Origin of the sequence: Chryseobacterium sp. CFS15 (assembly GCF_031118795.1) — a bacterium.
GTDB lineage: Bacteria > Bacteroidota > Bacteroidia > Flavobacteriales > Weeksellaceae > Chryseobacterium > Chryseobacterium indoltheticum.
Genome location: NZ_JAVHYL010000015.1, coordinates 51,074 through 64,415, shown reverse-complemented (window position 1 = coordinate 64,415; position 13,342 = coordinate 51,074). Strand labels below are relative to the sequence as shown.

Below are 13,342 nucleotides of genomic sequence, written 5' to 3'. Positions count from 1 at the left end.
AAAATTAATCGTATGAAAAAAGTATTTACATCAGTTTTAATGATCGGTTTCTTATCCATTTCAATGAGTGCATTGGGTAAAGAAAAAGACTTTTCTCTTTCATTTGGAAAAGCTGAAGCAGAGACGGTAAAATTTGAGATTTCGAATGCCAAAAATGTATCGGTAGTCATTTACAATGACTTTTACGGAGAGCTGTTTTCTGAGACTTTTGAAGACTATAATTCTGTAAGCAAATCTTACAATTTTAAAGATTTAGATTCAGGAATTTATTATTTGGTTCTTGAGTCTCAACAGAAAATTGAGAAGTATAAAATTAAAGTAGATTCTGATAAAAAGGTTTTGATTGAAAAAGAACCTGTTTCAGAAATATTCAAACCTGAATTTTTGATCAACGGTAATATGGTTACATTACAGTTGTCGGGTGTAAAAAATACGGCCAAGATTTCAGTAACAGATTTTGATGATACGGTTTACTACAATGCTACAAAATCTGCAACGAACGGTGAGATTAAACTTACTTTTGATCTAAGTAAAAAGACCGCCGACAGCTATATCATCACTGTAGAAGAAAATGGTAGAGTTTTTAATAAAATAATCAGAGTGAGATAATTACTCTACTCTATTAAAAATATTTTTATATAGTTTTTTTTTAAAGTTAGATTTTTTCTGAATTTCAGGGAAATCTGACTTTTTTTTATTGGATTTGTTTTAAATTTTAAATGCAAAGTCCCTAAAGATTTTTTACTACTCAATTTTTATTTCAAGCCTGACAGCCATTTATTTAGCTGAATACATTAAGTTTATTAAAATGTGACATTCCTAAATGACTTTAACCGGTCTTATCACGTTGTTTATGGAGACGCCGAGGTTATTTACATATTTTTTGGGGGTTTGTATCTATCGGTTGAGGTTGATTGACCGTAATGATAAGGTTATTTAATCATCTATTCGGGTCTTTTATAGGTCTGTTGAGGTTAAAGATATATCCGGAATGCTTCCGAACCTATAAATTAGGGTCAGATAACGTATCGGCACTTTTTATTAACCTATAATTTACGGTTCAGTACCCCGACATTTGGGTTATGGAACGTATATTTTGGGGTTCATGAGACTGCAGGATAGTCTGGAGACATATCGGGAGTATTTCAGAACCTGTCGGAACCTTTCAAAAACCTCAGCCACAAGTTATGCAGCGAAATTTAAATAAAAAAGCGCATCAATCAAATTGATGCGCTTTAGGTTAATTAAGGCTGTTATATTAGTCTACGTGTTTCGGAGTAAATCCGTCTTCACTTAGTTCTCTGTGATCATATTCTGCTTTCATTTCAGCATCGTAATCTACTTTTTCATCTTTACCCATTCTTCTTAGAATTGAATCGAATAGTGAATACACTACCGGTACAATAATCAAAGTAAGGAATAATGATGAAGTCAAACCACCGATGATTACCCAAGCAAGACCATTATTCATCTCGGCTCCTGCTCCTTTTGCAATCGCAATCGGGATCATACCGAAGATCATCGCAATCGTGGTCATCAGGATCGGACGAAGACGTGCGTGGTTGGCCTGTATCAAAGCGTCATGTGTAGTTGCACCTGCTGCTTTTCTCATATTGGCAAAATCGACAATCATAATCGCATTTTTCGCCACCAAACCAATCAACATGATCATCCCCAACATCGTAAAGATGTTTAATGAATTTCCGGTGATGGCCAAAATAACCATTACCCCGATCAATGCCAAAGGAATTGAGAACAATACAACAAACGGATACACAAACGAGTCATACAATGAAACCATTACCAGATATACCAGTACGATAGCTGCCAGTAAAGCAATTCCTAACGTACCGAAACCTTCGGTCTGGTTTTCCATATCACCACTCCAGATATAGCTTACCCCTGCAGGCTTGGTTTTTTCGTTATCCATAAACTGAGCTGCCCATTCGTTGGCAACATCTCCTACAGGACGACCTACAACTTTAGATTTCACTTTTACAGAAGGTGCTTTGTCTCTACGTTCCAATAAACTTGGTCCTGAACCCATTTTCACATCTGCAAACTGACTTAGTCTGATCTGTTCACCGTTAGGATTTGTAAACATAAGATTTCTTACATCATCAATCGACTGTCTGTTGGCATCACCAAAACGGATGTTGATGTCATATTCGTATTCTCCGGCTCTGAATTTCCCGTCTGTATTTCCACTGAATGCAGTCTGCATCGTTTGTCCTACACTAGAAAGATTTAAACCTAAAGAAGCCATTTTATCTCTGTCAATATTCACCTGCACTTCAGGGTTTCCTGAGTCAGTTGATAATTCTGCATCTACAGAACCCGGAACTTTTTTAAGCAAAGCCAAAATTCTGTTGGCTTCTTTATTAGCGGTTTCGTTATCCTGAGCGGTTACCACCATTTCAATTGGTGCATTATCTGCTCCCATCAATCCGATTGGTGCTGTTTTAAACTCAACTCCGGTGAACTTTTCTTCTAAAGCTCTCTTTATTTTTGCTGATTTAATGTCTGTACTTTCGTTACGCTCAGATTTATCAACTAAAATTACCTGAATTTCTGATTGATACAATGTCGCCTGCGCACCACCAAAACCTGATGACTGCTGACCAACCGTTGTAATCATATCTACCACATCTTTATCATTTCTAAGGTATTTCTCAACCTCCAAAGTCAATTGATTGGTTTTTTCTACAGAAGCATCTTTAGGTAACTCCATCTGAACAAGGAACTGGCCTCTATCCATTTTAGGGAAGAATTCACCCCCGATAAATCCGAATGCCACCAACATAAATGAAGAGATCAAAATAATAAATGTTACAATAACAGTCATCACTCTTCTTAATGTTGTTTTTAAAGCCCATTCAAGAATTCCAGAAATCCAGTGTGTGAATTTCTCCAATTGCTTTTCAAACCAAAGGATAAATTTCTCAAAAGGATTTTTACCGGTAAGGTGTACCAATTTACCAAATCTTGATGATAACCAAGGAATAATGGTAAATGAAGCCAATAACGAGAACATTGTCGCAATAACTACCGTGACGCAGAACTGTGCCAGGATATCAGAAACTAATCCTGAACTCATTGCAATCGGTAAGAATACCACCACAATTACCATCGTGATCGCCGTTACCGTAAATCCGATCTCTGAAGCTCCGTCGTATGCTGCACGAATTCTGCTTTTCCCCATCTCCATGTGACGGTAAACGTTTTCCAAAACTACAATCGCATCATCCACAAGAATACCAACAACCAATGAAAGTCCTAATAAACTCATCAAGTTTAAGGTATACCCCATCAGATACATCCCGATTACCGTTGCAATCAACGACACCGGAATAGAAACCATTACAATAAATGCGTTTCTGATGTTGTGAAGGAATAAAAGCATTACCACTGCCACCAAAATAATCGCTAAGAATAAATCGAAAATTACGTGATCAGCAGCTTCTAAAGTAAACTCTGTAGAGTCATCTACAATACTTACTTTAACATCCTGTGCTTTATAATTGTTCTGAACCTGAGCAATTGTTGACTGAACCAATTCTGAAACTGCCACCGCATTGGCATCTGACTGTTTCTTCACCTGCATCAAAATCGTAGGATTTTGATTGAATCTTGCCACTTTCTCTACATCTTTCTGGGTATCGAAAACGGTTGCAATATCAGACAGACGCACCTGCGCTCCGTTTTTATTAGAAACGACAAGATTATTCATCTCAGCCACATCTCTATATTTTCCAGAAAGTCTGATGGTAGATCTTGAAGTTCTAGTTTTCAAAGCTCCCGTAGGGAAATCTAAGTTGGATGAAAGAATTGCCTGCTGCACATCACCAATTGATAGACCGTAACCCTGCAGTTTCTTCTCATCTAAATTTACCTGAATCTCTCTCTCCTGTCCACCCACAAGGTCAACCTGAGCCACACCGTTTACACGGGAGAAAATAGGCTCTACTTTTTTATCTAAAAGATCATAAAGCTCTTTATTATTCAGCTTATTACTGGTAATACTAAGCGTCATGATCGGTAGATCATCTAACGAGAATTTTTGAAGAGAAGGCGGATCTGCATCTTCGGGAAGATCTGCCAGAATAGCATTTACTTTTCTCTGTGCATCATTCAACGCATAGTTTACATCGGCACCTGTGTTCAGCTGAACCATGATTACCGATAAACTTTCGTAAGATGAAGATTCTACTTTTTTTACGTTTTCCAAAGAACCTACAGCATCTTCGATCTTTCGGGTTACCGAAGTTTCCACCTCAGCAGGTGAAGCTCCCGGATAAACCGTAGAAATAGTTACCATATTGGTTTCAAACTTCGGAATCAACTCGTACCCCATCATGGAGTAGCTTAATAAACCTCCCAACGTAAGAATCGTAAACAATACGATAACGAGGGACGGCCTTTTAATGGATATTTCTGCTAACTTCATCTGCTGTTACTTTACGATATTGATTTTTGAACCGTTATCTAGGTTGATTTGTCCACTGGTAATTACCTGCTCGCCACCGTTTAATCCGCTTAAGATCTGAACTTTGTCACCGTACACTTTACCGGTCTGCACTTTAATCATTTTAGCAGTTCCGTTGCTTACGATAAATAATTGTCCTGAGCTTACTCCGTTTACGAAGGCTTCTGCAGGAACGGTCAACATATTTTGAGTTTCAGCACCGTTGTTGGTTTTGAAAGTCGCTGTTGCGTACATACCCGCTTTCAGGTTTCCTCTGTTCTGAACTTCAATTTCAACAGGGAAATTCAAAGATGCATCACTTTTAGGAGCGATGAACGTAATTCTCCCACTGAAAGAATCGTCCGGTAAAACATTTACATTAATTGGCACTTCCTGACCCAGCTGAATTCTTCCGATCTGGCTTTCGTCAACCAAAACCGAAAGTTTCAATGAATTGATATTTACAATTTCAAATAAAGCAGTTCCCGGTGCAACCACCATTCCCGGCTCAACCATTTTTTTGTTGATGGTACCGCTGATTCCCGCTCTGATGCTTGTATCATTTACTCTTACACCCTGAGCTCTTACTGCAGCCTGCATATTTTTTAACTGTAATCTTGAGTTATCAAGCTGTTGCTTTGTAACACCACCAGTTTTATAAGCATTTTCGTAACGTTGATTATCGATAATTGCGTTCTGCAAATTGTTTTGCGCCTGAGTAACATCTACTTCAATCGCGTCTCTTTTAATCGTTGCTAATACTTGACCAGCACCTACTTTTGAACCTTCTTTTACCAAAACACTTACAATACGTCCTGAAATCTCAGAAGACTGCTGCATTTCCTGCTTTGGAATAAAAGTTCCGTTTGCGCTATAATCGGTATCAATATTTTGTCTTGAAACAGTAATTACATTCACGTTGATCTTGTCAACCTGTTTTGCTACTTCTTTTACTTCAGTTTCCTGTTTCTTTTTGTTATCTGCAATTTTCCAAGCTGCCAAACCAACCAGTACGGCTGCTACGATGATATATATTAAAGTTTTTTTCATTTGAAGTTATTTATTAATTAAAAGTCAAATGCAATCGCCAAATCTTTAGTAATTTTTTTACTGCAATTCATAGCGATTTCATGTTGTTATGGGTTTTGTAAAGTATTAAGCTCGCCTTTAGCTTTTATTAATTTAATCTCAGCCTGTTTGTAATCTAGTAATGCTGTGGTATAATTCTGCTTTGCATCTGTTAATGCATTTTCAGAATCTAAAACTTCAGTTAATGTTGCTAAACCGTACTGATAATTTGACTGGGTGTCTTTCTGTACTTTTTCGGCAAGCGTAACGTTGTTTTTCATGCTCTCAATATTGATTAATGAATTTTCAATATTGGTAACCGCATTTTTATACTCTAAACTTAGCTGAAGCTGTGTATTCTGAATATCCTGATCAAGATCTAAAATATCGATTTCAGCCTGCTGAATTTTTGATTTTGTAGAACCACCCGTAAAAATCGGAATGTTTATATTTAAACCAATCGCAGAATAATCACTCCAAAGAACTCCGTTATTCAATCCGTTTGTTAAAGGGAATTTTTTACCCATTCCGGCCCAACCGTAGTTTGCCTGCAATCCAACCGTAGGATAAAGATATGCTTCAGTAGCTTTTTTATTATATACTAAAAGCTCTCTGTTTTTCTGTAAAACCTTCAGTTCAGAACGTCCTTCAAGATTTACGGCATCAGCCAAAAGCTGTGGTTGAGGCTCGATTGTTTTTTCTTCCAGTTCAATTTCTGTATCAATAGGAATTCCCATATAAAACTTCAAAGAGTTCTTTGAAAGCTCCACCGCATTCACCAATTGCTGTCTGCTCGAACTGATATTCGTCAACTGAACATTGGTACGGTCTAAGTCGATTCCTTTTGCCAAACCATTATCTACCAAACTCTTAATTACGTTTCTTACTTTTTCTGTATTTGTGTAACTTACATTCAGAGTTTTAAGATTTTCTTCCTGCACAAAAACCTGATAATAGGCTGTTGCTACATTTTCGATCAATTGTTCGTTGGTCAACTGAGCATTTAAAACATAAAATTCTCTGGTAGATTTTGCTGCTTTAAGGCCTGTAAAAACTCTTTGGTCAAAAATAGTCTGATTAAGAGTTACAACAGCCTGTGACTGCCAAGCCTGCCCCAACTGTGCACGAATTCTTTCACCTCCAAATTCAAGCAATGACTCCTGAATCACCGGATTGTAAGTTACCCCTGCAGTAGCCCCAATCTGTGGTAAAGCTCCGGCTCTTGCTTCATTGATTTTGTACTCTGCTTTTTTAATCTGCAAAGCTGCTTTTTTTGCCTCAGCTTTATTTTGTAAAGCCTGCTTAATAGCTTCCTGCAGCGACACCTGTTGCTGTGCATAGGCAGATGAAGAGCCGAAAATCATAAATGCAGCAGCTATCCCAATTTTTAGCTTCTTTGCAGTTATACGTTTTCTGTTCATAATTTTATACTTCGTTTATTTTTTGTTTTCTCTGTTTGAATCTTTATTCCTAAAGGACGATCTAATTCTTAAATTACTTTAACAGTTTTTAATTAATTTTTAAAAAGCATGTTAAGAATGATATCTTTTCTCTCTGCAATCAACTCATCAAATTCTTTATCTGTGACATTCATGTTTTCCATAAATAATGGTCTGATGGCACTTGGGAAAATGAGTAAGGCGATCATATTGAGGATAAAATGTACCGGTTTCATTTTTTCGATGTTTCCCAGTTCCATTTCTGTTTCAATATCTTTATAAAGCTTTTCGAGATCGTCAGTTTCAATATCTTTTTTACGACAGTTTCCTTTATTAATTTGTGAAACGATATAAGTTTCCAGATAAGGATACTGAAGGCTTGTAGAAAGGCTTCCCTCAATAAATTGACCTATTTTTTCTTTAAAAGGAAGATCAGAATTCATAATGATTTCAGATTTTTCTTTTTCTACTTTTTGTGCGTCATCAAAAATAATCTGAATCAGATTATCTCTTGATCTGAAATAGTAATTAATAAGTGTTCTGTTGACACCTGCTTCATCAGCTATTTCCTGTGTTGTAGCATCAAACTTACCTTGTACAAAGAATAAATTCTTTGCAGTTTGCTTGATTAACTCTTGGGTTTGATCTTTTTTTTCTTGTTTTGACATTTTTGTTAAACAATTTTGTGCAAATATAAATCAATCATTCGTTTTGACAAAATTGTTAAACAAAATAATTAATGTGATTTTCGTCATATTTTTTCTGCGGATCACATATTCATGATTTATTAATTCGTATAAGATCTTTGTTTGATTATATTTGCAGAAATTATAATGATGAGAAAAATTTTATTACTGATTATTCTTTTATTTTCATTTTCAATAAATGCACAATGTAATAATTGTGCAAAAAATTTTGGCGAGTGGGTTTTTGATGATACTGTTGGAATGAAAAAAACAAATGATGGATTTTTATTCGTATACCATCCAAACAATTCTTACACTACAGCAAAAATGAAGAAATATGATTTTAATTGTAATCTTCAATGGGAAAAAACAGAAGTGATACAATCATTTAATGTAGATGAATATGGAAATATTTATACATTAGGAACTGATGGATATTACATGAATTATGTAAATAAATTGACCAAATACAATTCAAATGGTGTATTGATATGGCAAAAGCAATTCACTGGAGAAGTAAGAAGGCTCGCAAAAAACATTTTTATACATCAAAACACTGTAATAGTTACTGGTGTGTATAATTATAATTTAAATTTTTTTGGTCTGATAAACTTTACTAATAACAGCGGAAATACATCACCGTATGCCCGAGCTTTTCTCGCTAAATTTGATACCGATGGAAACTTTTACAATGCTATTCAGTTGGGACAAAATATTGAAAACTTTAAAGATTCTGCGATGGATAATGATGGAAATATATATATTTCTAAAGTAGATGCCAACTTTCAATATAGCAAAATTGAAAAATTTAACACCAACTTACAACTAATACTTTCAAAAGAGATTTCAAATAACACTGGAGTTTATTGGGCTTATTGCCCAACTAATTTACATTATAATAAATTGAACAATAAAATGTATGTTTATGGTAGTTTTTCAATTGCTACTAAAATAGACAATGTAAATTTTTCTACAGGAAATCCTAATAACGGAGTTATACAAAGTATCATCTCAGAATTTGATATCTCAACCTTAAATCTTACAAGACATTTACAGTTTTACAATAATTCTAATTTGCAAATACCTCAAGAGTACAATAATAATACATACACACTTAATAACGCTTACTTTGCTGAGACTAATGATTATCTTTACGGATTTGGTAGCTTTTCTAAAAATATGACTTTAGGAAATACTAATTTAACATCATCTAGTACTCTTTCAAGTTCAGGCTACACTTACAATCATGAAGATTTAGTTTTATTTAAAATAAATCTAAGTAATTTTCAGCCAGAGGTTTTATTTAAATCGAATACAACAATGCAGCCCAATCAATATGGATCATTAAATGCTGCCGATGAAATATTCATTCATAATGATGAAGTATATGTCTCGGCAAACTTTACTGCTAAACCTATTGTAATGAATGGCACTACAATAAACAATAATAGTGGTAATGGAGATACCGATGTTTTATTTTATAAATATAATGCAAATTCGCAAAATTCAGTTTCTTCAAATTCTCCTGTTTGTATCAATTCAAACATTCAATTAAATGCGACAGGAGGAGCAATTTACAACTGGACAGGACCAAACGGGTTTACATCTAGTCTCCAAAACCCGACTATTCCTAATTCTACTTTAGCAAATGCAGGAACTTATACATGTCAGATTTCAGGATCGGGAGCATGCGACGGAAGTTTCACTGTAAATGTTGTAGTTGGTGACAACATCGCGCCAGTTCCAAATACAGCACAACTTCCCGACATTTCAGGAGATTGCAACACCATAATTTCTAATATTCCGACTGCAACAGATAATTGCGTTGGAACTATTATTGCTACAACTACAGATACGCTTAATTATTCAATTCCGGGAACTTATATCATTCATTGGACTTACAGCGACGGAAACGGAAATATCTCCACACAGAATCAAAATGTAATTGTAAATTCTCCTGCATTACCAACGACAACAATTACAAATCAAGTTTTTTGTGCAACCAATCAACCAACAATAGCAAACCTTCAAATCACAGGTCAAAATATCAAATGGTATGATGCTGCAAATAATATTTTGCCTACAACTACTCCACTTGTAAACGGGCAAACTTATTTTGCATCACAAACGATTAACGGTTGCGAAAGTAATAAAATCTCTATTCAGGTTACGGTAAACAATACACCAAAACCTGTCGCAAATGTAAATCAGGATTTCTGTGAATCTGCAAATCCTACATTAGCAAATTTAGTGGTAAACGGAATAGGTTTAATTTATTACAATGCCACAGGAAATATTTTACCGCTTACCACTCCACTCGTTCATGGGCAAACTTATTTCGTTACCCAAACTTTAAATGGGTGTGAATCTGAAAAACTGGCAATTACCGTAACACTTTCGCAAAACAATGTTCCGGCAGACAATTACAGAACGTCACTTTGTAATATTTCTACAGACATTACCATGGTTGTAGATCTTACTTCATACCAAAGCAACATTATTGCAAATCCTAATAATTATATTTTCACCTTTACCACTCAAGCAGGAGCTCCAATTCCGAACCTGGCAAATTATACATTAAATATAGGCTCAAATGTGATCAATGTAAAAGTTGCAACGGCGGATGGATGTTTTAAAAATGTTGTTTTAGAATTAGTCTTAAATCCGAAACCAATTATTACACTTCCAGAAGATTTTGATTTCTGTAAAGGCAAAACGGTAACTCTAGATGCAGGAACAGGCTATACATCGTACTTATGGAATACCGGAGCGACCACACAAACAATTTCCGTTTCAAGTCCCGGAAATTATTCTGTAACCGTTACCAATATGTTTGGATGTACCAATACCGATACTATTCAGTTGAGTTATTCTGTTTTAGCGGAAATTGTTTCGGTGAATATCAATAATAATTCAGCCACGATTGTTCTTTCAGCCTCCGGAAACTATGAATATTCTTTAGATAATTCTTCTTGGCAGGAGTCTAATATATTCAATAATCTAGGAATGGGAGAATATATTGTTTATGTAAGAACAAAATCTGGCTGTATCATTGGCCAGAAACCTTTTTCTATCTTTAATATTCCAAATGCGATCAGCCCGAATGGAGACGGAATAAATGACAAATGGAAAATTGCAGGCTTAGAAAATTATACAGGATCGGAAATTCATGTTTTCGATAGAAAAGGAGTTTTGGTTTTCAAACAAATCATCAATAAAAAGCCTTTAGAATGGGATGCTAAAATCAAAGGTTCACCAATTCCTACAGGAAATTACTGGTATTCTATAAAAGTATCAGACGGCAGAAATTATACAGGCTGGCTTTTGATAAAGAACAGAGAATAACACAAAAAAACGAGCAGAAATTTCTGCTCGCTTTTGTTTTGGTAAATTAATTTCGTTTTAAACTAACTTGATTTTATCATCTAAAATATCGACGATTTTATCTTTATACAAACCGCCTAAGGCTTTTTTGAAGTTCTTTTTACTCATCTGCAATTCATCTTTGATCTCTTCCGGTGAAGATTTGTCTGAAAGATGAAGAAGCCCGAAATTTTCCTCTAATTTATTTAGGATTTTCTGCTTAAACTCATCAATATTCTCAAAACCTACAGGCTGAAGTGAAACGTCAATTTTCCCATCTTCACGAATATCCTTGATATATCCTTCTTCTTCTGAAAGCGGATATAGTTTTTTGTAAACATCAGAAGTATAAATTAATCCGATATATTTTTTGTTGATAACGACATTCCAGCCCAATTCGCTTTCATTCATCATCAATAAATCTACTTTATCTCCTTTTTGGAAAGGAAGATCTTCATATTGTGGATTTCTTTTAAATTTTGTAGTTCCGGTAATCAATTTCAGCTCATCATCTACATAAAGATGAACAAGGTATCTTTTACCCTCAATAATTTTTGTCTTCTGCTGTTTGTAAGGAATGAAAACATCTTTGATGATCCCCCAATCCATAAACGCACCGGTTGGAAGACTTTGCACACAGCTCATCACCGCAAACTCACCCACTTCAGCCAAAGGAATTTCGGTAGTTGCTTTCAGTTTGTTATCATCCTGATACACAAAAACTTCAATCTCATCACCAATTTCTTTTTCTTCACGAATAAAAACTTTAGACATAAAAGCGCTTTCGCCCGTCTCTGATTCAAGCATCCATCCTGAATTGTTTTTTTCTGAAATTTTTAAAGTTTGGGTTTTTCCGAGTTGCATTAATGATAAATTTAGTTGGCAAAGGTAAGGAAAATAAGTGGGAGAGTTTTAAGGGTTTTTGATTTGGAGAGTTTTAGAATTAGAGTTTATTATAATTTTTCAAATCATTTTTAAGATTTTGAGATTCTTTCAGATAATCTGTTTTTTCATCATTATTAAATGTTCCAACAGATTTTATCAGTTTATTATTTTCATAATAGCATCTTAATTCAGAAAGTTTTTGAGGCTTTTTTAAATATCCGTTTTCATCAATGGTTTGATATTTTATTGAGTGAACAAAAATCAGTTGATTATTTTTTGAAAAAAAATATTCAGTTACAATATTCCAGGCTGATAAGCCAACAAAATGCTCTATCTTTTTAAGCTCACCGTTTTTATAAAATCCTTTTAATTCAATTCCGTTATCTGTTACCTGATTATTATCCATAAAATATGAATAAGGAATTGTTGTAATTTTAAAATCTTTGGTTTGATTAATTTTTTGAACAGTTTTCCTTACAGGTTCAATATTTTGACCAAAACTCAATCCCGATAACATAATGAGTAAAAATGGAATCAATTTTTTCATCAAAGAATTTTAATTTTTAGATACAAAATCCATCAAATCTCGTCTGCTGCTTTCAAAATCAAATGCATCACCAACGACAAAATATTTTTGCTTATCAACACATTTCGAAAATAATGATTTAGCCAAAGCAATTTTATTTTTGTCAAAGCTCAGATCTTTTACCAAAACGCTAATTTGCTCCGATGTAAACATTGCGTGACGACCTTGTTGATTAATAAAAGTTATTTTTTTATCATCAAACCAGGCATCTTGTTTCATCGTACTTAAAAATTGCTGGAACGTTTGATTATCCATTACATTAGGATAATTTATGTTTCCCATGTTTCCTGAATTTCCGTAAGGATTGTTCCAGATGTCATTCCAATCATTAAAGCCGTAATAGCCATTTTGAAGCGGATAAGAATCTAAAAGATATAAACCTTCGTCCGTGAAAAAATCGAGAACCAGTCTGCTGTTATTTCTAACGTTTAAGGTTGTTCTGTACATCAAAAATCCGTTCTCGTAGATTGAGATAGGAACTCTTCCCGATGGTAAATCAAAAAATCTATACTTGTCCGAATTGTTCGCAATCAACTGATCTGCCAATTCCACAGAAAAATTTCCCTGCTCCGGAATTCTCAGGAAAACTTCCGCATATCCGTAATTATTATTCCATTGGTAATTTGAGTTTGCAGGTCTTTTGTTTGTGTTATTCTGATTATTTGAATTTCTGTATCCTGAAGAATTAGCTGAATTATCATTTCGAGAATCTTGCTTTTTGGAGGTTGTAGATTCAATTTCCCTTTTAGAGACTTCATTTTTTAAAAGCTCTCCTGCTTTTCCTGCTTCCTGCGCAAAAAATAATAGACCAGATAAGATTGAACAAATTGTAAATATTTTTTTCATAATG

The 13,342-nt window shown here is 34.6% G+C and carries 9 protein-coding genes; 2 read left to right on the top strand and 7 right to left on the bottom strand.

What is annotated here, in order from left to right:
• Positions 1 to 12: 12 nt before the first annotated feature.
• Positions 13 to 609 (top strand): hypothetical protein, encoded by a 597-nt coding sequence (locus tag OH814_RS18930; RefSeq protein ID WP_201133947.1) that lies wholly within the window; start codon positions 13 to 15, stop codon positions 607 to 609.
• Between the two features lie 649 nt (positions 610 to 1,258).
• Here OH814_RS18930 and OH814_RS18925 read toward each other — a convergent pair.
• The 4 genes from OH814_RS18925 to OH814_RS18910 all read right to left on the bottom strand — a co-directional run bounded on the left by OH814_RS18925 (position 1,259) and on the right by OH814_RS18910 (position 7,640).
• Positions 1,259 to 4,447 carry an efflux RND transporter permease subunit gene (locus tag OH814_RS18925; RefSeq protein ID WP_076559877.1) on the bottom strand — a complete coding sequence of 1,063 codons (3,189 nt, stop codon included), beginning with the start codon at positions 4,445 to 4,447 and terminating at the stop codon, positions 1,259 to 1,261.
• A gap of 6 nt (positions 4,448 to 4,453) precedes the next feature.
• Positions 4,454 to 5,515, bottom strand: coding sequence for an efflux RND transporter periplasmic adaptor subunit (locus OH814_RS18920; protein WP_115618811.1), 1,062 nt, complete (start codon positions 5,513 to 5,515; stop codon positions 4,454 to 4,456).
• 86 nt (positions 5,516 to 5,601) lie between these two features.
• A complete protein-coding gene (locus OH814_RS18915; RefSeq protein WP_076559872.1) occupies positions 5,602 to 6,954 on the bottom strand; it encodes a TolC family protein in 1,353 nt (450 codons plus the stop codon).
• A gap of 92 nt (positions 6,955 to 7,046) precedes the next feature.
• Positions 7,047 to 7,640 carry a TetR/AcrR family transcriptional regulator gene (locus tag OH814_RS18910; protein ID WP_076559870.1) on the bottom strand — a complete coding sequence of 198 codons (594 nt, stop codon included), beginning with the start codon at positions 7,638 to 7,640 and terminating at the stop codon, positions 7,047 to 7,049.
• Between the two features lie 168 nt (positions 7,641 to 7,808).
• Between OH814_RS18910 and OH814_RS18905 the strand changes: the two genes are divergently transcribed.
• Positions 7,809 to 11,003 (top strand): T9SS type B sorting domain-containing protein, encoded by a 3,195-nt coding sequence (locus tag OH814_RS18905; RefSeq protein WP_308829235.1) that lies wholly within the window; start codon positions 7,809 to 7,811, stop codon positions 11,001 to 11,003.
• A 57-nt stretch (positions 11,004 to 11,060) separates the two neighbouring features.
• Here the strand turns inward: OH814_RS18905 and OH814_RS18900 are convergent, their stop codons facing one another.
• The 3 genes from OH814_RS18900 to OH814_RS18890 form a co-directional block, all read right to left on the bottom strand.
• Positions 11,061 to 11,885 (bottom strand): S1 RNA-binding domain-containing protein, encoded by an 825-nt coding sequence (locus OH814_RS18900; RefSeq protein ID WP_076559866.1) that lies wholly within the window; start codon positions 11,883 to 11,885, stop codon positions 11,061 to 11,063.
• A gap of 79 nt (positions 11,886 to 11,964) precedes the next feature.
• Positions 11,965 to 12,453: a hypothetical protein gene (locus OH814_RS18895; RefSeq protein ID WP_308829234.1), complete on the bottom strand. Its 489-nt coding sequence runs from the start codon at positions 12,451 to 12,453 to the stop codon at positions 11,965 to 11,967.
• A gap of 9 nt (positions 12,454 to 12,462) precedes the next feature.
• Positions 12,463 to 13,338, bottom strand: a complete 876-nt coding sequence (locus tag OH814_RS18890; protein WP_308829233.1) for a DUF4476 domain-containing protein — start codon at positions 13,336 to 13,338, stop codon at positions 12,463 to 12,465.
• Positions 13,339 to 13,342 lie beyond the last annotated feature (4 nt).

What these genes read in the sequence shown, in the direction of transcription:
- OH814_RS18910 (WP_076559870.1), bottom strand. Translation starts at nt 7,640, where the DNA reads ATGTCAAAACAAGAAAAAAAAGATCAAACCCAAGAGTTAATCAAGCAA.
- OH814_RS18905 (WP_308829235.1), top strand. Translation starts at nt 7,809, where the DNA reads ATGAGAAAAATTTTATTACTGATTATTCTTTTATTTTCATTTTCAATA.
- OH814_RS18890 (WP_308829233.1), bottom strand. Translation starts at nt 13,338, where the DNA reads ATGAAAAAAATATTTACAATTTGTTCAATCTTATCTGGTCTATTATTT.
- OH814_RS18915 (WP_076559872.1), bottom strand. Translation starts at nt 6,954, where the DNA reads ATGAACAGAAAACGTATAACTGCAAAGAAGCTAAAAATTGGGATAGCT.
- OH814_RS18930 (WP_201133947.1), top strand. Translation starts at nt 13, where the DNA reads ATGAAAAAAGTATTTACATCAGTTTTAATGATCGGTTTCTTATCCATT.
- OH814_RS18925 (WP_076559877.1), bottom strand. Translation starts at nt 4,447, where the DNA reads ATGAAGTTAGCAGAAATATCCATTAAAAGGCCGTCCCTCGTTATCGTA.
- OH814_RS18920 (WP_115618811.1), bottom strand. Translation starts at nt 5,515, where the DNA reads ATGAAAAAAACTTTAATATATATCATCGTAGCAGCCGTACTGGTTGGT.
- OH814_RS18895 (WP_308829234.1), bottom strand. Translation starts at nt 12,453, where the DNA reads ATGAAAAAATTGATTCCATTTTTACTCATTATGTTATCGGGATTGAGT.
- OH814_RS18900 (WP_076559866.1), bottom strand. Translation starts at nt 11,885, where the DNA reads ATGCAACTCGGAAAAACCCAAACTTTAAAAATTTCAGAAAAAAACAAT.